This is a genomic window from Streptomyces griseorubiginosus (genome assembly GCF_001514195.1).
Lineage (GTDB): Bacteria > Actinomycetota > Actinomycetes > Streptomycetales > Streptomycetaceae > Streptomyces > Streptomyces griseorubiginosus.
In genome coordinates this window covers 792,859-813,350 of record NZ_KQ948735.1, presented here as the reverse complement: position 1 = coordinate 813,350, position 20,492 = coordinate 792,859, and the positions used below count along the sequence as shown (strand labels likewise).

At 71.8% G+C, this 20,492-nt stretch carries 21 protein-coding genes; 12 read left to right on the top strand and 9 right to left on the bottom strand.

The annotated features are described in order from the left end of the window. Nucleotides 1-14: 14 nt before the first annotated feature. Nucleotides 15-245: a hypothetical protein gene (locus tag AQJ54_RS10025; protein ID WP_020139958.1), complete on the bottom strand. Its 231-nt coding sequence runs from the start codon at nt 243-245 to the stop codon at nt 15-17. A 58-nt stretch (nt 246-303) separates the two neighbouring features. Between AQJ54_RS10025 and map the strand changes: the two genes are divergently transcribed. Both map and AQJ54_RS10015 read left to right on the top strand, forming a co-directional pair. Then, nucleotides 304-1,161: a type I methionyl aminopeptidase gene (map, locus tag AQJ54_RS10020; RefSeq protein WP_062236118.1), complete on the top strand. Its 858-nt coding sequence runs from the start codon at nt 304-306 to the stop codon at nt 1,159-1,161. A gap of 121 nt (nt 1,162-1,282) precedes the next feature. Continuing rightward, entirely contained in the window at nt 1,283-1,930 is a 648-nt protein-coding gene (locus tag AQJ54_RS10015; RefSeq protein WP_062236115.1) for a biliverdin-producing heme oxygenase, read from the top strand. A gap of 109 nt (nt 1,931-2,039) precedes the next feature. On the opposite strand, the gene AQJ54_RS10010 is transcribed toward AQJ54_RS10015, so the two are convergent. Then, nucleotides 2,040-2,696 (bottom strand): PhzF family phenazine biosynthesis protein, encoded by a 657-nt coding sequence (locus AQJ54_RS10010; protein WP_062236112.1) that lies wholly within the window; start codon nt 2,694-2,696, stop codon nt 2,040-2,042. Nucleotides 2,697-2,868: 172 nt separating this feature from the next. Between AQJ54_RS10010 and efeO the strand changes: the two genes are divergently transcribed. Genes efeO through AQJ54_RS09990 form a run of 4 tightly spaced genes read left to right on the top strand, consistent with a single transcriptional unit; the run spans nt 2,869 to nt 7,103 of the window. Then, the gene (efeO, locus tag AQJ54_RS10005; protein WP_062236109.1) at nt 2,869-4,014 is read left to right on the top strand and encodes an iron uptake system protein EfeO; all 1,146 of its coding nucleotides are present in this window, start codon (nt 2,869-2,871) and stop codon (nt 4,012-4,014) included. A gap of 10 nt (nt 4,015-4,024) precedes the next feature. After that, the gene (efeB, locus tag AQJ54_RS10000) at nt 4,025-5,266 is read left to right on the top strand and encodes an iron uptake transporter deferrochelatase/peroxidase subunit (RefSeq protein ID WP_062236107.1); all 1,242 of its coding nucleotides are present in this window, start codon (nt 4,025-4,027) and stop codon (nt 5,264-5,266) included. Between the two features lie 3 nt (nt 5,267-5,269). Beyond that, nucleotides 5,270-6,142 (top strand): iron uptake transporter permease EfeU, encoded by an 873-nt coding sequence (efeU, locus tag AQJ54_RS09995; RefSeq protein WP_062025000.1) that lies wholly within the window; start codon nt 5,270-5,272, stop codon nt 6,140-6,142. Next, nucleotides 6,102-7,103: an SCO2278 family lipoprotein gene (locus tag AQJ54_RS09990; RefSeq protein WP_169808076.1), complete on the top strand. Its 1,002-nt coding sequence runs from the start codon at nt 6,102-6,104 to the stop codon at nt 7,101-7,103. The genes efeU and AQJ54_RS09990 overlap by 41 nt, the downstream gene beginning before the upstream one ends. 114 nt (nt 7,104-7,217) lie before the next feature. Here the strand turns inward: AQJ54_RS09990 and AQJ54_RS09985 are convergent, their stop codons facing one another. Both AQJ54_RS09985 and AQJ54_RS09980 read right to left on the bottom strand, forming a co-directional pair. Further along, complete coding sequence (locus AQJ54_RS09985) at nt 7,218-7,955, bottom strand: bifunctional DNA primase/polymerase (RefSeq protein WP_062025003.1); 738 nt, start codon at nt 7,953-7,955, stop codon at nt 7,218-7,220. A 93-nt stretch (nt 7,956-8,048) separates the two neighbouring features. Continuing rightward, nucleotides 8,049-8,678: a TetR/AcrR family transcriptional regulator gene (locus AQJ54_RS09980; protein ID WP_062025005.1), complete on the bottom strand. Its 630-nt coding sequence runs from the start codon at nt 8,676-8,678 to the stop codon at nt 8,049-8,051. 94 nt (nt 8,679-8,772) lie between these two features. Between AQJ54_RS09980 and AQJ54_RS45605 the strand changes: the two genes are divergently transcribed. Beyond that, complete coding sequence (locus AQJ54_RS45605; protein ID WP_159055516.1) at nt 8,773-8,955, top strand: DUF6243 family protein; 183 nt, start codon at nt 8,773-8,775, stop codon at nt 8,953-8,955. 265 nt (nt 8,956-9,220) lie between these two features. Here the strand turns inward: AQJ54_RS45605 and AQJ54_RS09975 are convergent, their stop codons facing one another. The 3 genes from AQJ54_RS09975 to AQJ54_RS09965 all read right to left on the bottom strand — a co-directional run bounded on the left by AQJ54_RS09975 (nt 9,221) and on the right by AQJ54_RS09965 (nt 12,956). Beyond that, complete coding sequence (locus AQJ54_RS09975) at nt 9,221-10,219, bottom strand: small ribosomal subunit Rsm22 family protein (RefSeq protein WP_062236105.1); 999 nt, start codon at nt 10,217-10,219, stop codon at nt 9,221-9,223. A 251-nt stretch (nt 10,220-10,470) separates the two neighbouring features. Further along, nucleotides 10,471-11,586 (bottom strand): serine hydrolase domain-containing protein, encoded by a 1,116-nt coding sequence (locus tag AQJ54_RS09970; RefSeq protein ID WP_428843777.1) that lies wholly within the window; start codon nt 11,584-11,586, stop codon nt 10,471-10,473. An 11-nt stretch (nt 11,587-11,597) separates the two neighbouring features. After that, entirely contained in the window at nt 11,598-12,956 is a 1,359-nt protein-coding gene (locus AQJ54_RS09965; protein ID WP_062236099.1) for a multidrug effflux MFS transporter, read from the bottom strand. Between the two features lie 117 nt (nt 12,957-13,073). Here AQJ54_RS09965 and AQJ54_RS09960 point away from each other — a divergent pair, with 117 nt between their 5' ends. The 4 genes from AQJ54_RS09960 to AQJ54_RS09945 all read left to right on the top strand — a co-directional run bounded on the left by AQJ54_RS09960 (nt 13,074) and on the right by AQJ54_RS09945 (nt 18,059). Beyond that, nucleotides 13,074-14,075: a Gfo/Idh/MocA family protein gene (locus AQJ54_RS09960; protein WP_062236096.1), complete on the top strand. Its 1,002-nt coding sequence runs from the start codon at nt 13,074-13,076 to the stop codon at nt 14,073-14,075. Between the two features lie 622 nt (nt 14,076-14,697). Beyond that, nucleotides 14,698-15,456: an SDR family oxidoreductase gene (locus tag AQJ54_RS09955; RefSeq protein WP_062236093.1), complete on the top strand. Its 759-nt coding sequence runs from the start codon at nt 14,698-14,700 to the stop codon at nt 15,454-15,456. Between the two features lie 365 nt (nt 15,457-15,821). After that, nucleotides 15,822-17,306 (top strand): ABC transporter permease, encoded by a 1,485-nt coding sequence (locus AQJ54_RS09950; RefSeq protein ID WP_062236091.1) that lies wholly within the window; start codon nt 15,822-15,824, stop codon nt 17,304-17,306. A gap of 54 nt (nt 17,307-17,360) precedes the next feature. Further along, a complete protein-coding gene (locus tag AQJ54_RS09945) occupies nt 17,361-18,059 on the top strand; it encodes an ABC transporter ATP-binding protein (RefSeq protein WP_062025055.1) in 699 nt (232 codons plus the stop codon). Nucleotides 18,060-18,125: 66 nt separating this feature from the next. On the opposite strand, the gene AQJ54_RS09940 is transcribed toward AQJ54_RS09945, so the two are convergent. Together AQJ54_RS09940 and AQJ54_RS09935 are read right to left on the bottom strand one after the other, a co-directional pair. Beyond that, entirely contained in the window at nt 18,126-19,106 is a 981-nt protein-coding gene (locus AQJ54_RS09940) for an aldo/keto reductase (protein ID WP_079069802.1), read from the bottom strand. 40 nt (nt 19,107-19,146) lie between these two features. Beyond that, the gene (locus AQJ54_RS09935; protein WP_062236089.1) at nt 19,147-19,473 is read right to left on the bottom strand and encodes a hypothetical protein; all 327 of its coding nucleotides are present in this window, start codon (nt 19,471-19,473) and stop codon (nt 19,147-19,149) included. 132 nt (nt 19,474-19,605) lie between these two features. Here AQJ54_RS09935 and AQJ54_RS09930 point away from each other — a divergent pair, with 132 nt between their 5' ends. After that, entirely contained in the window at nt 19,606-20,184 is a 579-nt protein-coding gene (locus tag AQJ54_RS09930; protein ID WP_062237091.1) for a DoxX family protein, read from the top strand. The last annotated feature ends 308 nt before the right edge of the window (nt 20,185-20,492 follow it).

The window sequence follows — 20,492 nt, the reverse complement described above, 5'->3', positions numbered from 1 at the left end:
GCCGCGGCGTCGTGTCAGTCGTCCTCGCGGCCGCCCGCCGGGGCGTCGTGCCACTTGGGGTCGTTCTCCCACTCCAGGTTGCGCTCGCGTGCCGTCTCCATCGCGTGCTCGGCCTCCGCACGGCTCGCGTAGGGGCCGAAGCGGTCCTTGGCCGGGCAGTCCGGCCCCTCCTCGACCCTCTTGTGCTGAAGGCAGTAGTACCACTCGCCCGGCTTGCCGGCCGTGCGCTTCTTGAACAAGGGCATGTCCCGCTCCTCTCGCCACCGACATGTTCCCCCATCGCCGCTGGATAGACTCGTCGGCATGTCTGGCCAGTCACTGCTCGTGCCCGGGGCGTTGTCCCCCACCCGTTCCGTGCCCGGAAACATCCGTCGCCCCGAGTACGTCGGCAAGCCCGCGCCGACGCCGTACACGGGCCCCGAGGTGCAGACCCCGGAGACCGTGGAGGCGATGCGGGTCGCCGGCCGTATCGCGGCGCGGGCGATGGAAGAGGCGGCGAAGCTGATCGCGCCCGGGGTGACCACCGACGAACTGGACAAGGTGGCGCACGAGTACATGTGCGACCACGGCGCCTACCCGTCGACGCTCGGCTACCGGGGCTTCCCGAAGTCCCTGTGCACCAGCGTCAACGAGGTGATCTGCCACGGCATCCCGGACTCCACGGTGCTGCGCGACGGCGACATCATCAACCTCGACGTGACGGCGTACATCGGCGGGGTGCACGGCGACAACAACGCGACGTACCTGGTCGGGGACGTGGACGAGGAGAGCCGGCTGCTGGTCGAGCGCACCCGGGAGTCGCTGGCCCGCGCGATCAAGGCGGTCAAGCCGGGCCGCCAGATCAACATCATCGGCCGGGTCATCGAGTCGTACGCCAAGCGCTTCGGCTACGGCGTGGTCCGCGACTTCACGGGCCACGGCATCAGCACGGCCTTCCACTCGGGCCTGATCATCCCGCACTACGACAGCCCGCACGCGACGACGGTGATGCGGCCCGGGATGACCTTCACGATCGAGCCGATGCTGACGCTCGGGACGCACGAGTACGACATGTGGGACGACGGCTGGACGGTCGTCACGAAGGACCGCAAGCGCACGGCGCAGTTCGAGCACACGCTGGTGGTGACGGAGACGGGGGCCGAGATCCTGACGCTGCCGTGACCGTGACACGACCGGGAAAGCCCGCCCTCTGCCGGGGGCGGGTTTTTCTTGTAGCGTTTTACCGACATCGCGTCGGCAAACCTATTGACTTAGGTAAGCCTAACTTCAGAGGATGTCCTGTATGGACTCGTTCTCGACACTCATCCGCACCGCGTCCCACGAGCAGCACGTGGAGGCGGAGACCTCGACGTTCATGAGCGACCTGCTGGGAGGCCGGCTCGGCGTGCAGGCGTATGCGCGCTACACCGAGCAACTGTGGTTCGTCTACGAGGCGTTGGAGAGCGGCACCGAGAAGCTGGCGTCGGATCCGGTGGCGGGCGCGTTCATCCGGCCGGAGCTGTTCCGGCTGCGGGCGCTGGAGCGGGACCTGGCGCATCTGCGCGGGCCGCACTGGCGTGCGGGCCTGTCGGCGCTGCCCGCCACGCGGGCGTACGCGGACCGGGTGCGCGAGTGCGCCGACACCTGGCCGGCGGGCTACGTCGCCCACCACTACACGCGCTACCTCGGCGACCTCTCCGGCGGCCAGATCATCCGGGACAGGGCGGAGAGGACCTGGGGCTTCGAGAAGAAGGGCGACGGCGTCCGGTTCTACGTCTTCGAGGAGATCCCCAACCCCGCCGCCTTCAAGCGGGGTTACCGCGCACTGCTGGACGCGGTCCGCGCGGACGACCTGGAGAAGCAGCGCGTGGTGGCCGAGTGCAAGAAGGCGTTCACCCTGAACACGGCCGTCTTCCGGGCGCTGGGCGAGGAGTTCCCGCTCAGCGCGTAGGCCTGTCGGCGGATCGGGCCGGCTGCAAGGACCGGCGCCGATCGGCACACGTGAGCGGGTCGAGCCGCAAGGCGGACCCCGCCACACCGGCATGACCCGCCGGACAGGCCTAGCGCTCCGGCTGGCGTTCCAGGACGACGCGGCCGCCGATCTCGACCCAGCCGTACGGCTGGGGGGCGGTGAGGATCTGGGAGCCCGCACCCTGGGTGATGTTCAGGGCCCGGCCCAGTTCGTCGGTCAGCTGGAGGGCCGCCGCTCCGGTCGCCTCGTCCTCGTCGACCCCGTCGCCCCGGCCGGGGAATCCCCTGGCCCGGACCCGGCCGGCGGCCTCGTCCTCCCACGCCCAGGCGTAGATCCACTCACCGGCGGGAGGTACGGCCAGGTCGTCGACCTCGGCGGCGGAACCGTACTGCCGGAACGTCCGCGGGGCCGCCCACTCCGCCCGCGCCTCGATCCAGCTGAACTCGCCGTCGAGCCGCGCTCCCACGACCCCGGCGGCCGTGACCAGTTCGGGCACGTCGAGCAGCCAGGCCACGCCGACGCACGGGTACCCCGCGAACGCCAGCCGCGCGGAGGGCGTGTAGATGTCGATGACACCGCGCTCGGGGTCGTCCACGAAGACGGTCTCGCTGAAGCCGAGCTTGGCGGCGAACTCCTGCCGCTCGTCCCGGTCCGGCAGCACGGATCCCTCGCGGACGACGCCCAGCTCGTTGCCGTAGCCGCCGTTCGGCGCGCAGAAGACGCGCAGCACGTCGTAGTCACTCACGGGGGAATTGAAGCACCCGCGCCGGGCCGGCCATGCAGGCGCGAGGGCCCCGTGGCACCCGCGACCCACCCCCTTTGAATCTCCCTTGACCTGCCCTTGACGGTTATTTTAAGCCATTTTCAGGTAAGGCTCAGATAAGTTAGGCGAGCCTCACCAACCCTCAGGAGCTTGCATGCGTGCCGTCAGACTGTCCCTCGTCACCGCCACCGCCGTGGCGGCCCTCACCGCCGTCACGGGGTGCACGGAGAAGGGGAACTCCGGCGACGACGACCGTGTGATCGACGTGACCGCCACCGACAGCAAGTGCGAGGTCTCCAAGAAGGAGTTCCCGGCCGGCCACGTCGAGCTGGCGATCGAGAACAAGGGCTCCAAGGTCACCGAGGTCTACGTCCTCTTCCCGGACGACCGGATCGTCACCGAGCGCGAGAACATCGGCCCGGGCACCAAGCACAAGGTCACCGCCGAGGTGAAGGCCGGCGACTACACGATCGCCTGCAAGCCCGGCATGAAGGGCGACGGCATCCGTCAGACCGTGAAGGCCACCGGCGGGACCGCCGCCAAGCGCGACCCGCGGCTGGACTCGGCCGTCGCCGCCTACCGCCAGTACGCGCAGGAGCAGGCCGACGCCACCCTGCCGCTGGCGAAGACGTTCGCCGCCGCGGTGAAGGCCGGTGACGTCGAGGCCGCCAAGAAGGCCTACGCGCCCTCCCGCATCGGCTGGGAGCGCACCGAGCCCGTCGCCGAGTCCTTCGGTGACATCGACCCCAAGGTCGACGTCCGCGAGGACGGCCTGGAGGACGGCCAGAAGTGGACCGGCTGGCACCGCCTGGAGAAGTCCCTCTGGCAGGACAAGAAGATCACCGCCGCGGACAAGACCCTCGCGGACCAGCTGATCACCGACCTCACCGACTGGCAGCAGCGGGTCGGCAAGGCGGACATCACCCCGACCTCCATGGCCAACGGCGCCAAGGAGCTCCTCGACGAGGTCGCCACCGGCAAGGTCACCGGCGAGGAGGAGCGCTACTCCCACACCGACCTCGTCGACTTCAAGGCCAACGTCGAGGGCGCCGAGAAGTCCTACGAGCTGCTGAAGCCGGTCGCCAAGGAGAACAACGCGGCCCTGGTCACCGAGCTGGACAAGCAGTTCGCCGCGATCGACACGCTGCTGGACAAGTACCGGGCCGACAAGACGTCGTACGACTTCACCTCGTACGACAAGGTCGGCGACGCCGACCGCAAGCAGCTGTCGGACGGGGTGAACGCGCTCGCCGAGCCGCTGTCCAAGCTCGCCGCCGCCGTCGTCACCAAGTCCTCCTGAGGCAGGGGCCATGACCGACACAGACAAGGCCCCGGCTCCCTCGCGCCGCGCGCTCATCGGCTGGGGCGGAGCCGGGCTCGCGCTCGGTGCCGCCGCGGCCGGAGGCGCCGTGGCGCTGACCCGGGAGGGCGACGACCTCCAGCCGACGGCCGCCGAGGCGGGCGCCGCCGTCGACTTCCACGGCACCCACCAGGCGGGCATCGCCACACCCGTGCAGGACCGGCTGCACTTCGCCGCGTTCGACGTGACGACCGAGGACCGCGCCGAGTTCGTGCAGATGCTCAAGGACTGGACGGCCGCGGCCCGGCGGATGACCGCGGGCAAGGCGGTCGGTGAGGGTGCGTACGGCGGTCTCGCCGAGGCGCCGCCGGACGACACCGGGGAGGCGCTCGGGCTGAAGCCGTCGCGGCTGACGCTCACCCTCGGCTTCGGCCCGTCCCTGTTCGAGAAGTTCGACCTGGCCGGGCAGCGGCCCGAGGCGCTCGTGGACCTCCCGCAGTTCGCCGGGGACAACCTCGACAAGAACCGCAGCGGCGGAGACCTGTGTGTGCAGGCCTGCGCGGACGACCCGCAGGTCGCGGTGCACGCGATCCGCAACCTGGCCCGGATCGGCTTCGGCAAGGTCGTCATCAAGTGGTCGCAGCTCGGCTTCGGCAAGACGTCCTCGACCACGCCCGACGCGCAGACCCCGCGCAACCTGATGGGCTTCAAGGACGGCACCCGCAACATCGCGGGCACCGAGACGGACCGGCTGCAGAAGTTCGTCTGGGCCGAGGGGCCCGGCTGGATGAAGGGCGGCTCCTACCTCGTCGCCCGCCGCATCCGCATGCACATCGAGACCTGGGACCGCACCTCGCTCCAGGAGCAGGAGGACGTCTTCGGCCGCGACAAGGGCGAGGGCGCCCCGGTCGGCAAGGCCAAGGAGCGCGACAAGCCGTTCCTGCCGGCGATGAAGCCCGACGCGCACGTCCGGCTCGCGCACCCCGACTCCAACGGCGGGGCCACGATCCTGCGCCGCGGCTACTCCTTCACCGACGGCACCGACGGCCTGGGCCGGCTGGACGCGGGGCTGTTCTTCCTGGCGTACATGAAGGACGTCCGCGAGGGCTTCATCCGCATCCAGCGCCATCTGGCCACCGACGCGCTCAACGAGTACATCCAGCACGTGGGTTCGGCGGTCTTCGCCGTCCCGCCCGGCGTCCGCGACAAGGACGACTGGTGGGGCCGCACGCTGTTCTCCAAGGAGGCCTGACCCGTGTTCTCCAACTACCTGATCGGTCTGCGCGAGGGCCTGGAGGCCTCTCTCGTCGTCTGCATCCTCATCGCCTACCTGGTGAAGACGGGCCGCAGGGACGCCCTCAGGCCCATCTGGACCGGCATCGGAGTCGCGGTCGCGCTCGCCCTCGGCTTCGGCTGCGCGCTCGAATTCGGCTCCCAGGAGCTGACGTTCGAGGCCCAGGAGGCGCTCGGCGGCTCCCTGTCGGTCCTCGCGGTCGCCCTGGTGACGTGGATGGTCTTCTGGATGAAGCGCACCGCCCGGCACCTGAAGTCCGAACTGCACGACAAGCTGGACACGGCCCTCCAGATGGGCACGGGCGCGCTGGTCGCCACCGCGTTCCTCGCCGTCGGCCGCGAGGGCCTGGAGACCTCCCTGTTCGTGTGGACGTCCGTGCACGCGGCCGGCGACGGCACCCCGCGCCCGCTGATCGGCGCGGCCCTCGGCATCCTCACGGCGGTCGTCCTGGGCTGGCTGTTCTACCGCGGCGCCCTGCGCATCAACCTCTCCACCTTCTTCACCTGGACCGGCGGCATGCTGGTCGTGGTGGCCGCGGGCGTGCTGGCGTACGGCTTCCACGACCTCCAGGAGGCGAACTGGCTGCCGGGCCTGTACGACAAGCCCTTCGACATCAGCGACACCATCCCGCCGGACAGCTGGTACGGCACCCTCCTCAAGGGCGTGTTCAACTTCCAGCCGGACCCGACGAAGCTTCAGGTCACGGTGTGGCTGCTGTACTTGATCCCCACGCTCGTGCTGTTCCTGCTCCCGGTAGGGTTCGCCTCCGGGAAGGGGAAGGTGAAGGCACCTGATGAGCAGGGATCGCGGCCCTCGAAGGCCCCGCAGGCTTGACCGGAGCGCACTGATAGCGGTGTCCGTGACCGCTTTGTCGATGACGGCGAGCGGATGCGTGGTGGTGCACGGCGAGCGGGAGGTGCTTCCCGCCACCACCAAGGCGGAGGCCGCCAAGGCGCTGGAGCAGTTCACGGACGCGTACAACGCGGCGGACAAGGCGTACGACAGCTCGCTGGACGCCGCTCATGTCACCGGCGCACTCGGTGCCATCGACGCGGCCCGGCTGAAGGCGGGGAAGACGACCAGCCCCGGCGGCAACACCACGCACACCCCGCTGAAGCTGTCGGACGTCACGTACACCATCCCGAAGAAGGCGGGCTGGCCGCGCTGGTTCGTCGCCGACGCGGCCGGCAACAAGGGCGGCACCGCGCGCTGGCTGCTGGTGTTCACCCGCAACGGCCTGAACGAGCCGTTCCAGGTGGCGTATCTGACGCTGGTGGCCCAGGGCAAGGTGCCGGAGTTCAAGAAGGACGCCGACGGCTGGGCCGAGGCGGTTCCGGCGAACTCGACCGACCTGGCGGCCGCGCCCGAGGACCTGAGCAAGTCCTACACGGACTATCTGAAGAGCGGCGGGGACCTGTTCGCGGACGGCAGCCAGACCAGTGTGTGGCGGGCGGGCCGGGCGAAGGACGCCACCCGGCCGGGACTGGCCACCCAGTACATCGACGAGCCGCTGACGAACGACGCCTACGCTCCGCTGGCGCTGCGCACCGCGGACGGCGGGGCGCTGGTGTTCTTCGCCACGCACCACTACGTGAAGCAGACGGCACACGTCGGTACGACGATCCCCTCCCCCGGCGAGGCCGCGCTCGCGCTGACCAAGGGCGAGATCAAGCAGTCGCTGACGATGGAGTTCGTCTCCAACGAGGTGGCTCTCGACCCGGCGAAGGGCGCGGGCGGCGGGAAGGTCACCGTGCTCGGCCGGATCCAGGGGCTGACGGCCGCGGAGGGGTCGTAGCGGGCCTTTGAGGGTCGGGCCTTTTGAAGGCAGGGCCTTCGAGGGTCGGGCCTTCGAGGGTGGGGCCTTCGAGGGTGGGGCCTTCGAGGGTCGGGCCTTCAAGGGTGGGGGTCGCTACCGGCGCAGGGGCCAGGCCGTGTCCGCGGGGTCCGGTTCCTGGCCCGCGTGCCGGGCGCAGGCGTCGGTGAGGAACTCCAGCAGGCTCAGCGGGTCGGGCAGCGGGTGTTCGGGGCCGCGGACCCAGTGCACGGCCTGGTCGCCGGGCAGCCGGGCGGGCGGTACGAGGACGTAGGAACCGCGGCAGTGCCAGCGCAGGCCGGGGTGTTCGTCCGCCGTCTCGGGGTGGCAGTCCAGCTCGCACGGCCACCACTCGTCCTCGTCCTCGGGGGTGCCGCGGGTGAGGGTGAAGAAGAGGAGCCGGCCGTCGTCGCTCTCGGCGACCGGGCCGACCTCGACGCCGGCGGAGTGCAGCCGCTCCAGGGCTTCCCGGCCGGCCTCCAGGGGGACGTCCAGGACGTCGTGGACCATGCCGGTGGCGGTGATGAAGTTGGCCTGGGGCTGGTTGCGGGCCCAGCGCTCGATCTGCGCGCGGTCGGTGGTCGACTGGGTCTGCCAGGCGAAGGACACCGGGTGCCGGGCGGGTGTGGGACAGCCGACGCGGTCGCACGAACACCGGTAGTCGGCGGTGGGATACGCGGCGGGCGCGAGCGGGAGTCCCGCGGAGGCGGTGGCGAGCAGCAGGGCCACACGGCCGCCGTCGTCCGCGGCGGCGGCCTCCTTGGGCCGGCGTCCGCGCAGCCACTGGGAGAGTTTGCCCTGCAGGCCCGTCCGGCCCCCCGACTCCGCGCTCATCTATCGCCCTCGCCTCGCTGTCGTCCAAACAGCATGCCCTATGGTCCCATCTTCCTCCGCTTCGGGGGGCCCGGAGCGGATATGGGCGGGGGCTCAGCGGGGGGCGAGGCCGTGCAGGGCGTAGTCGACGAGGGTGTCGGTGTAGTCGTAGGAGATCGGGCCGGTGTACTGGAGCCAGCGCTGGGCGAGCGGGGAGACCCAGAGTTCGAGGGCGATGCGGGGGTCGACCTCGGGGCGCACCTGGCCGGCCTCCTGGGCGGCGCGCACGCGGTCGACGTACAACTGGAGCGAGGGTTCGAGGAGTTTGGCCACGAAGACGCGGCCGACCTGTTCGTTGACGACGCCTTCGGCGGCCAGGGCGCGGGAGGGGGCCTCGAAGCGGGGGTCCTTGAGCTGGTCGACGGTCATGCGCAGGACGGCCTTGAGGTCCGCGGCGAGGTCTCCGGTGTCGGGGATGGCGTACGCCTGGCCGGGAGCGGCTTGCTGTGCGGCCTGTTCGCTCAGGTCGAGGAAGGCCTCCAGCAGCACCTCCGCCTTCGAGGACCACCAGCGGTAGATGGTCTGCTTGCCGACGCCTGCGCGGGCGGCGATGCCCTCGACGGTGGTCCGGGGGTAGCCGACCTCGGCAACGAGGTCGAGGGCGGCGTCGTAGATCGCACGCCGGGACTTCTCGCTACGGCGGGTGGCGTCGGGGGCGGGCTGCTTGGACTTCTGGGTGGCCATGGGGCGAACTTACCAGTTGACAAGACGGTGCGTCTCGCCGGAGAGTGTGAAGCGAGACGAGACGTCTCGTTTTTGGATGGACAAGGAGTGAACCATGGCACGAGGTGGAGCGGGCAACATGCTCGGAGTCGGCGGCACCCGCAGCAACATCAACCGCAAGGCGCTGCGCGGCGGTGACCGCGGGGCCCGGATCGGCGGCACGCAGGACGCGGCAGCACAGAAACGTGAGCTGCTACGGAAACTCCGGGAGGGGCGGGAGGGGGAAGGGCGGGGGTGACGGGGGCGTCGGTGAGTGGGGGCGCCTTCGGTGACCGGGGTGCGTCTGGGTAGCTGACCGACGGTTCGCCGGGGGCGTGGCCGACGGTCCCGTACGGCCGGGGATCGGGGATGGCTGCCGCCGGGACCAGGGCAGGCCGTCGCCGCAGGTCAGGTCGGCGATCCCCGCGGGCCGGGGCCGGTGGTCTTCGGGGCTTGCCCAAGGTCACGCCTGGCGCTCCGCCCAAGCCGTAGCCGGACGGGTTCAGTGGTCTCCCCGCGCCGCGCTAGTGGTCCGAGTGGTCCGGTGGGGGCCAGGGGGCGCCCCACGTGGTGTCCCTTGCCGTCTTGTACAGGTCGCCGTGGCGTTTGGTGATGGTGCGGCGGGTCAGGTGTTCGTCGGGTTCGCAGAGGTCCAGGAGGACCTGGCCCTTGCGGATCTGGGGGCGGCGGATGATCCGGGCGGGGGCCGGTGTCGCCGGGAGGCGGGTCACGGCGACGTAGCTGAACTTCTCGTCCTCGTACGGCAGAGAGCCGCCCTTGACCTTGCGGTGCAGGGACGAGCGGCTGACCCGTGCCGCGAAGTGGCACCAGTCCTCGCCGGGCACGATCGGGCAGGCCGCGCTGTGCGGGCAGGGCGCGGCGATCCGGAAGCCGGCATCGATCAGCCGGTCGCGGGCCTCGATGACGCGGGCGTAGCCGGCCGGGGTGCCGGCCTCGACGATCACCACCGCCTGCGCCGCTGCCGCCGCGGTGTCCACGAGCGCCGTGCGGTCGGCCGGGGTCAGCTCGTTGAGGACGTACGAGACCGTGACCAGGTCCGTGGCGGGCAGGGCCATGTCCTTGCCGATCTTTGCCCGTTGCCAGCGCGCCCGGGTCAGGGCCGGTTGCGCGGCGGCGAGCTCGCGGCCGAGGGCCAGGGCGGGTTCGGACCAGTCGAGCACGGTGACCTCGCGGTCTCCGGACCAGGTCGCGGCCACCGCCCAGGTCGCCGCGCCGGTGCCGCCGCCCACGTCGAGATGGCTCGCGGGGGTCCAGCCCGGGGTGGCCTCGGCGAACGCCTCCAGCGCCGCGTGGACCGCCTCGAAGGTCGCGGGCATGCGGTAGGCGGCGTAGGCGGCCACGTCCGCCCGGTCGCGCAGGATGGGGGCGTCCGTGGGCGTGGTCCCGCGGTAGTTGGCGATCAGCCGGTCCACCGCCTGGGCCGCCTGCTTCGGGGGAAGACCGTCGAGGAGGCCGGCGAGGGCGGCGCGGAGGGTCTCGGACGGGAGTGCGGGGGCGGTCACCCGGTGATTCTATGGGCGGCAGGGCGCGGGGCGGATCCGACGGCTTCCCGGCTGCCCCGAAGGCCCCGGCCGCCCCGGCCACCTACGAGGCCCCGGTCACGCCCCGGTCCGGTCATGCCTCGGTCACGGCCACTTGCCGCTCCCAGTCACGCCCCGCTCCCCGCGACGGCCCGGTCCCGGTCACCGGTCACCCTCGGGTCCCGGTTGACCGTGACGTCCCCAGCCACACCCCGGCCCCGGTCGCCTCCCCGTCACGTCTCCCTGACCGCTCGCGCGACCCTCGTGGCGATCTCCGCCCTCGGGCGGCTGTCCGGCGGGCGTCGGCGGGGGTGGACCGTGTTGGCCAGGAGGACGACGAACGTGTCCGTGGCCGGGTCCAGGACCAGGGACGTGCCGGTGAAGCCCGTGTGGCCGGCCGCTCCCCTGCCCGCCAGCTCGCCCATGAACCACTTCTGGTCGATCGCGAAGCCGAGGCCCGGCGGGGTCAGCAGCAGCTCCACGAAGTCCGGGCCGAGGATGCGGGCCGGGCCGTGCGAGCCGCCCGCGAGCAGGGTCCGGCAGAAGACCGCGAGGTCCCGGGCGGTGGAGAAGAGGCCCGCGTGGCCCGCCACTCCGCCCAGCGCCCAGGCGTTCTCGTCGTGGACCACGCCCCGCAGCATGCCCCGGTCGGCCTTGGCCCACGGCCGGCGCTGGTCCTCCGTGGCCGCGGCCTCCGGGCAGGGGCCGAAGCGGGTGGACGTCATCCCGAGCGGCCGGGTGATGCCGTCGTGGATGAGCACGTCGAGCGGCCGGCCGGTGATGCGTTCGAGGACGTGCTGGAGGAGCAGCGGGTTGAGGTCGGAGTACGTGTAGGTGCCGGGAACGCCGATCGGCGGCTCGGCGCGCAGCAGCGCGAGGCGTTCCTCGTCGTCGGCGCAGTCGTACAGCGGGAGCTCGGGGCGCAGGCCCGAGGTGTGGGTGAGCAGCTCGCGGACGGTGATGCCGTGGGTCACGGCCGCCGTGAATTCGGGCAGGTACGCGCCCACCCGGGCGTCGATGCCCAGCGTGCCCCGCTCGATCTGCTGCACCGCCGCCACCGCCGTGAACAGCTTGGTGAGGGAGGCCAGGTCGAAGGGCGTGTCCACGCGGGCGGGGACGCGGGACTCCGGGGGCAGTTCGACGCCCGCGTCGGTTTCGGGGTCGTAGGACGCGTAGCGGACGGCCCAGCCGGAGGCCTCCTCCACGGCGATCACCGGGCCTCGCCCGGCGGCCAGGACGGCTCCGGCGGCCCAGGGGCGCCGACCGGTGGTGAGGATCCGGAAGTCCCTGACGAGGTGCCGGAGCTCCTCGCGGTCGAGTCCGGCCCGCTCCGGTGTGTCGGTGCGCAGTTTCGGTGCGCTCAGCTCTTCGCCTCCGTTCTCGGGTCCTCAGTCGCACGCTTGTTCCAGGGACGGCACATTGCCATGAAACACAGGAGCGCTACCAGTGCTGCCGCCACTTGGACGACCGCCATCGGGACGGCCGTGTGCTCTCCGGCCATCCCGACCAGCGGGGAGGCGACCGCGCCGATGAGGAAGGAGGACGTGCCGAGCAGGGCGGACGCGGAGCCCGCGGAGTGCCGGGTGCGCAGGAGGGCGAGGGACTGGGCGTTGGGCAGGGTGACACCCATCGCGGACATCAGGACGAAGAGCGCGGCGGCCACGGGCACGAGCCCGACCTCGCCGAACACGCCGGTGGCCATCAGCAGCAGGGACACCGCCGCCGCGGTCACGATCAGCAGGCCCACGCCCAGGACCCGGTCCAGGCCGACCCGTCCCACCAGCACCTTGCCGTTGATCTGGCCGACCACGACGAGCCCGACCGAGTTCACGCCGAACAGCAGGCTGAAGGTCTGCGGGGAGGCGCCGTAGATCTCCTGGATCACGAACGGGGACGCCGAGATGTAGGCGAACAGAGCGGCGAAGGCGAAGCCGCCGGTGAGCATGTAGCCGGTGAAGGGCAGGTCGGCCAGGAGCCCGCGCATCGAGCGCAGGGCGTCGCCGACACCGCCGGTGTGCCGGCCGGCCGCCGGGAGGGTCTCGGGGAGCCTGGCCCACACCAGGACGGCGAGCAGCGCCCCGACGACGGTCAGGACCACGAACACGCCCCGCCAGTCCGTCACCCGCAGGATCTGTCCGCCGACCAGCGGTGCCACGATCGGCGCGACCCCGCCGATCAGCATGAGGGTGGAGAAGAACCGGGCCATCGCGACCCCGTCGTAGAGGTCCCGGACGACGGCCCGGGCGATCACTATGCCGGCGGCGCCCGCGAGGCCCTGGAGCAGCCGGAAGCCGACCAGGAACTCCACGGTCGGCGCGAGTGCGCACAGCGCGGTGGCGACGACGTACACGGCGAGACCGGCGAGCAGCGGGCGCCTGCGGCCCCAGCGGTCGCTCATCGGGCCGACCACCAGCTGTCCGAGCGCCATGCCGAGCAGACAGGCGGTGAGGGTGAGCTGGACGGTGGCGGCGGGGGCGTGCAGGGAGTCGGTGACCTGCGGCAGCGAGGGCAGGTACATGTCCATGGCCAGCGGTGGGGTGGCGGTGAGCCCGCCGAGGAGCAGGGTGACGAGCAGGCCGGTGCGGCGCACGGCGGTCGTCGGCGGGGTCGTCTCCGGTACGGCCGTCTCCTCGGCGTCCGGCGCGCCCGCCCCGTCGGTGTCGGGCGCCCTCGACCCCCCGACGCGGTTCGGCCGCTCAAGGTGCCCTCGCTCGGGCATGTGCCCCTCCCTGTCCTTGTACTGCGTTGTCCCGGGGGACCCCCCGGACCCCCGGCCACCTATGCTCTCAGCTCGTACAAGGTGGCGACGGTCAGCTGAGCGAGGGTGGAGCCGGGCATGACGGAGCAGAGCGTGCGCTGGGGGATTCTGGCGACGGGCGGCATCGCGGCCGCGTTCACCGCGGACCTGGTGGATCTGCCGGACGCGGAGGTGGTCGCGGTGGCCTCGCGCTCCGAGGCGTCGGCGAAGGCCTTCGCGGAGCGGTTCGGGATCGAGCGGGCGTACGGCGAGTGGGGCGCCCTCGCCGAGGACGCGGACATCGATGTCGTGTACGTGGCAACCCCGCACTCGGCGCATCGCGCGGCCGCCGGGCTCTGTCTGAGCGCCGGCCGGAACGTCCTGTGCGAGAAGGCGTTCACGCTGAACGTGCGGGAGGCCGAGGAGCTGGTGGGGCTCGCGAAGGACGGCGGGCGCTTCCTCATGGAGGCCATGTGGATGTACTGCAACCCGCTGGTCCGCCGGCTCAAGGCGCTCGTCGACGACGGGGCGATCGGTGAGGTCCGTACCGTGCAGGCCGACTTCGGGCTGGCCGGGCCGTTCCCGCCGGCGCACCGGCTGCGGGATCCCGCGCAGGGCGGGGGCGCGCTGCTGGACCTCGGTGTGTACCCGGTGTCGTTCGCGCATCTGCTGCTCGGGGAGCCGTCGGACGTCGTGGCGAAGGCGGTGCTGTCCGAGGAGGGCGTCGATCTCCAGACGGGTGCGTTGCTGTCCTACGACGGCGGGGCGCTGGCCTCGCTGCACTGCTCCCTGACCGGCGGCACCGCGACGATCGCTTCGGTCACCGGCTCGCTGGGCCGGATCGACATCCCGAACGGCTTCTTCCACCCGGACCGTTTCGTGCTGCACCGGGACGGCCGCGACCCGGAGGAGTTCGCCGCCGACCCGGCCGACGGCCCCCGCAACAGCCTCAAGCACGAGGCCCGCGAGGTCATGCGGGCCCTGCGCGCCGGGGAGACGGAGTCCCCGCTGGTCCCCCTGGAGGGCACCCTCGCGGTGATGCGCACCCTGGACGCGATACGGGACCGGATCGGCGTCCGCTATCCGGGAGAAGGGGCCTAGGAGAGCGCCATGTCGGCGTGAGGGGGGCCGGTGCGGCGAGGACGACAAAGGGGGCTCGTCCACGGCACGACCGACCCGACCGACGGCGCGACCGACCCGACCGACCTCGGGCGGCGGGCCTTCCCGGCAGGTCTCCGTACTCGACCGGCTCGGCCGGGGGCCGGTCCTGGCCGACCCCGGGGCCCGACTTGCCCGGTCGGCCTCCGCGACTGATCCCCTGGCAGCGCTCGGAACCCGACCTGCCCGGCTGAACCCCGTGGGCTGATCCTGGCCGACCGCGGGGCATCACTTGCCCAGCCGGCCTCCGCGACTGATCCCCCGGCAACCCTCGCCGAGGTTCTCGCGGCCAGTACCGACGGCTGGACCCTCCAGGGAACGTCGACGGCCGACGGCAGGACCGCCGGGGGCGCTGACGGGAACACCGGCCCCCGGCCGACTCCCCCAGCGCAACACCATCCCGCCTCCCCGGGCCGACCCGCTCTACGGCCGCCCCGGCCACCCCCTCGCTCAACCGGAGCACCACCCCGGCCGCAGACCCCGCCCCCTCCGACCCGCACAGCAACACCCCCGTGCCCTCCCCCACGCCACCCGTCCCACCGACGGAGTCCTACGCTGCGGGGCCATGGACACCAACAATGCGAAGACCGCTGTCGTGACCGGCGCGGGGTCCGGGATCGGGCGGGCGGTTGCCGTGGAGCTGTTGCGGGCGGGGTGGGCGGTGGCGCTGGCCGGGCGGCGGGGCGGGGCTCTGGAGGAGACGGCGGCCCTCGTGCCGGAGGGTGCCTCGCTCGCCGTGCGGACGGACGTCTCGGAACCCGGGGACGTGGCCGCGCTGTTCGGCGCCGTCGTGGAGCGGTTCGGGCGGGTCGACCTGCTGTTCAACAACGCGGGGACGTTCGGGCCCGGCGGGGTGCCGGTGGAGGAACTGCCGTACGACGCCTGGCGGCACGTGGTGGACACCAACCTGAACGGGGCGTTCCTGTGCGCGCAGGCCGCGTACCGGCAGATGAAGGAGCAGGATCCGCAGGGCGGCCGGATCATCAACAACGGGTCGATCTCGGCGCACACGCCCCGGCCGTACTCCGTCGCCTACACCGCGACCAAGCACGCCCTCACCGGCCTCACCAAGTCGCTGTCGCTGGACGGGCGGCCGTACCGCATCGCGGTGGGGCAGATCGACATCGGGAACGCGGCGACCGACATGACGGCGAGCATGGGCGCCGGGGCGCTCCAGGCCAACGGGGAGGTCGTACCGGAGCCCGTGATGGACGTGGCCGACGTGGCTCGCACGGTCCGGCACATGGCGGAGCTGCCGTTGGAGGCGAACGTGCAGTTCGCGACGGTGCTGGCGACGGCGATGCCGTACGTGGGGCGTGGCTGAACCGCTCCGGGGCGGGCGCGGGACGGTCGATTTCTACAAGCGGAATATGTCATTCCACACCCACCGGCACTGGTCGGAGGCTTATGCTCGTCACGTGCCCTCCACAAGAGCTTCACACTTGGGGAGCGGCATTCCGTAGGCCTCGCCCGAGGGGGGAGGCGGCGGCCGTCCATGGCCCGGGTGGGGGTGGATCTCGCGTGGGACCGCGAGGTGCGCACCGGGCCGTGGACGACCGCCGCACACATTCTCAGCTCACGCACATCCCTTCTCAGCCTGCACCTATCGCTTCCTCACGGCCCCCCAATACGCCGTCCCTACCTTGAGGGCGCGCCCACAGCGGGCGCCAAGAACCTTCGAGGAACGGGATGTTTGGCATCTATCTCAAGCGCGAGCTGGGCCGGCGCAAGAAGGCGGCCCTGGTGATCGCACTGGGTCTGGCGCTCGGTATCGCCCTGGTCATCACCGTCAACTCGGTGTCGGCCGGTATGACACAGGCGCAGGACAAGGTCCTGAAGTCGCTCTACGGACTCGGCACCGACATGACCGTCACCAAGACCAGGTCGGCCCCCACGTCCGGAAGTTCGGGCAGACCGAACTTCCAGTTCGACGCCAGTTCCAACGGCAGCGACAAGACGCAGAGTTCCGACCGTGTGATGACCCAGGGCGGTCAGGCCCTGGCGTCCTCGGTGGTCACCAAGGTCGCGCAGCAGAAGGGCGTGGCGAGCGCGGTCGGCGCACTGACGCTGAACGTCACCAAGGTCGACGGGTCCTTCACCCAGGGCAAGGCACAGAGTTCCGGCGGGAACAGCGGGAACAGCGGGAGCGGCGGCCAGGGGGGTCCCGGCGGCTCCGGCTCCGGCGGTAACAGCACCGCCGCTCCCCAAGTCCAGGGCGGTGGCGCCAACTTCGACGTGAACTCCTACTCCGTCGCCGGCGTGGACGTCGGCGACCAGACGCTCGGCCCGCTGGCCGGCTCGAAGATCACCACCGGCAGGACCTTCACCGCCGCGCAGAGCAACGCGAAGGTCGCGGTCGTCAGCAAGTCGTACGCCAAGGAGAACTCCCTCAAGGTCGGCAAGACCCTGACCATCTCCGGCACCAAGTACACGGTCATCGGCATCGCGACGCCCGACAGCAGCGAGTCCACCACCGACGTCTACCTGCCCCTGAAGCAGGCGCAGACGCTGGCGGACGCCAAGAACAAGGTCACCACGATCTACGTCAAGGCGAGCGACTCGAAGCAGATCGACGCCGTCAAGTCGGCGATCCAGAAGAACATCTCCGGTACGACCGTCACGACCTCCGCGGACCTCGCCGAGACCGTCTCCGGGTCGCTGTCCACCGCCTCGAACCTCGCGACCAGCGTGGGCAAGTGGCTGTCGATCGCCGTCCTCGCGGCCGCGTTCCTGGTGTCCGCGCTGCTGACCTCCTCGGCGGTCTCGCGCCGGGTCCGGGAGTTCGGCACGCTGAAGGCGCTCGGCTGGCCGAGCCGCCGGGTGACCCGGCAGGTCGTCGGCGAGTCCGTGGTGAACGGTCTGCTCGGCGGTGCCCTCGGCATCGGCCTGGGCCTCGCGGCGGCCTACGCGGTCACGGCGATCAGCCCCAAGCTGACCGCACAGCTCGGGAACACCGGGGGCGGTGGCGGGATGGGCGGCGGGCCGGGCGGTGGCGGCCCCGGCGGGCAGGCCTCGCAGAACACCATGGAGATCGCGCTGTCCGCGCCGGTCTCGATGACCACCATCGCGCTCGCGGTGGGCCTCGCGGTCGCCGGCGGTCTGATCGCCGGGGCGATGGGCGGGTGGCGGGCGTCCCGGATGCGGCCCGCGGACGCGCTGCGCAGCGTGTCGTAACAACCTCACTTCCTCGCCACGCACTTCCGCTACGCACTTCTCAACGGAGCTCTCATGTACAGACTCACGGGCGTCACCAAGCGCTACACCCGCGGCAAGGAGACTGTGGAGGCCCTGCGCGGTGTCGACCTCACCATCGAGGACGGCGACCAGCTGGTCATCCAGGGCCCCACCGGCGGCGGCAAGTCCACGCTGCTCCAGATGATCGGCGGCCTCGACCGGCCGACCGAGGGCAGCGTCGAGCTGGACGGCGTCGACCTCGCGCGGATCGGCGAGGCCAGGCTGACGCGGCTGCGGGCCGAGAAGATCGGCATCATCTTCCAGTCGTTCAACCTCATCCCGACACTCACCGCCCAGGAGAACGTCGAGACCGCGCTGGTCCCGCTCGGAGTCCGGCCGGCCGAACGGCGGGAGCGGGCGGCGGAGGCGCTGCGGTCCGTGGGGCTCGGTGAGCGACTCACGCACGCGCCCTCGGAGTTGTCCGGCGGCCAGCAGCAACGGGTCGCGATCGCACGGGCGTTGGTGAAGAAGCCGAAGGTACTGCTGGCCGACGAGCCGACCGGCAATCTCGACGAGTCCATGCGGGACGAGATCATGGCGCTGCTGGAGGGCTTGTGGCACGAGTACGGGCTGACGTTCATCATGGTCACGCATGACTCGTCGATCGCCCGGCGGGCACCGCGGCTGGCCACCATCAAGGCGGGGCGGATCACGCTGACCGAGCAGCAGCCTCAGTCCTACGCGCCGCACTAGTCGTTCGGCCGCGGGCGCGTGGGGGCTGGTCGCGCAGTTCCCCGCGCCCCTGAAGGGCGCTTCCGCTCACCGGCCGAGAATGCGGTCGACCTCGGTCAACTGGTCGGCGGTGAGCGGTCCTTTCTCCATCGCTCCCGCGTTCTGCTCCGCCTGGGTCACCGAGCGGAAGCCCGGGATCGGAACGGTCCGTGGGCTGCGGGCCCAGATCCAGGCCAGGGCTCCCTGCGCGAGGGTTCGGCCCTCGCTGGTGAGGATGTCCTTCAGCGCGTCGATCCTCCGCAGCCACTCCGGGTCGGCGGTCGCACCGTTGCCGAAGCCCGGCAGCCACGCCGGGGGCTTGCTGCGGATGTCGCCCGTGTCCTGGGGGCCCTGACGCTTGCCGGCCAGCAGTCCCATGGCCAGGGGGCTTCGGTTGATGCTCGCCAGGTCGGACTCCTCGCACAGGGCGAGCAGGTCGGGGGCGTCCTGCATCACGTTCAGCGCGTGCTGTACGGCCGCGCAGTGCTCCCCCTCGGCGAAGACGGCGGCGCGGGCCGGGTCGTCGGTGCTCCAGGCGTAGGCGCGGATCAGGCCCTCGCGCACGAACTCCTCGCAGGTGTCGCGGAGTTCGGCCGCGCGCCCGGGGTCCGCGTCGGAGATGTGGAGCTGGTAGAGGTCGATGCGGTCGGTGCCGAGGCGGTCCAGGGAGGCGGTGAGGGCGCGGCGGGCGTGGGCGGGGGTGTCGTCCGTGCCGAGGAGGGTGCGGGTCTCCTCGTCGAAGACGTTGCCCCACTTGGTGGCGAGGACGACGTCGTCCCGGCGCTTGCCGAGGGCACGGCCGAGGACGCGCTCGCTGTGCCCGGTGCCGTAGACGTCCGCCGTGTCGAAGAAGGTGACGCCGAGGTCGAGGGCGCGCCGCACCGCCCGTACGGACTCCTCGTCGTCCACCTTGCCCCAGCCGAGGGGCTGCCCCTCGCTGCTCTGCCATTCACCGCCGATGGCCCAGCAGCCGAAGCCGAGCGCGCTCACTTCGATGCCACTGCGGCCGAGTGTCCTGTTGGTCTCCATGGCCGGAGACTAGGAGTTGGAGCGCACACGAGGGCAAGCGTTACGCCTGGCCGGTCTCGAAGCGGGAGATCCGGCCGTCCTCCCCGACCTCGAAGTGCCACTTGGTGCGCATCTCGCCCCAGGTGTCGTTGCTGTAGCGGGCGACGAGGTCGCGGCCGCCCCGGGACTCGTTGTCGACGTCCATGTGGCCGCGGGAGGAGAAGATCTCCCGGTCGATCCAGTCGTCGAGGTCGCGGTCGCGGCCGTCGTCCGCCATGGTCGCGCCGGGCGCGAGCAGTGCCAGGAAGGCCTCGCGGTCATGGGCGTTGACGGCGGAGACGAAGGCGCGGACGGCCGGGTCGCTGAGCTTGGCTGTCTGAATCGTCATGCCAGTCAGACTCACACCGCGGGTGCGGGGCCGCCACCCGAACGGCCGCGCGGGTCTTCCGGGCAGGTGTGAGCGGTGCGACGGTGGAAACGCGAGGGGGGTCCCGTTCCGCATCTCGTGCTGGGAGTCATCGTGACCGCTTACGACCGACGTGATCTGGGCCTGCTGCTGCTCCGGCTGGGGACCGGGGGTGTGCTGGCCGCCCACGGCGCGCAGAAACTGCTCGGCTGGTTCGGCGGGGGCGGCATCGAGGGGACCGGGCAGTTCATGGAGTCGGTCGGGTACGCGCCGGGCCGGGCGAGCGCGACGGCGGCCGGGCTGGCCGAGGCGGGCGGCGGCACGCTGCTCGCGCTGGGTCTTGCGACCCCGGCCGCGGGTGCGGCGGCGGCCGGCGCGATGGCCGGCGCGTCCGCCGTGCACGCGCCCAATGGCTTCTTCAACACGGGCGGCGGCTACGAGTACGCGGCCACGCTCGGTCTCACGGCGGCGGGCCTCGCGGTGACGGGCCCCGGCCGCCTCTCACTCGACCACGCCCTCGGCCACACGGTCAACCGCGGCTGGATGGTCCCGGCGGCCCTCGCGGTGACCGGCCTGGCCACGGCGGCGGTCGTCGGCCTGCGCGGCCGCCGGCTCCGGGAGAAGGAGGGGCAGTCCGACGACACGCAGGAGGCGTTGTTCGAGGAGCAGGAGGCGTTGTACGGCGAGCAGTAGATAGAGGGTGGGGTTCGGCGAGTGATGGATGGTTCGGCGGGGCGCCGGGGGCGTTGAGTGGCCGGGCGGGGTGCATGCGTGGCCGGCGGTCCGGCGGTCCGGCGGTCCGGCGGTCCGGCGGTCCGGCGGTCCGGCGGTCCGGCGGTCCGGCGGTCCGGCGAGGGGCCGTACACGTTCGGCGAGCGGCCGGGCGGCTCCCGAGAGTGCCCCGCGGTTCGGCAAGGAACCAAGCGGGCCGGGCGTTTCGGCGAAGAGCCGAGCGGGTTCGGTGAGTGGGCTGGGCGCAGTCCCGTGTGGAGCGGGACGCG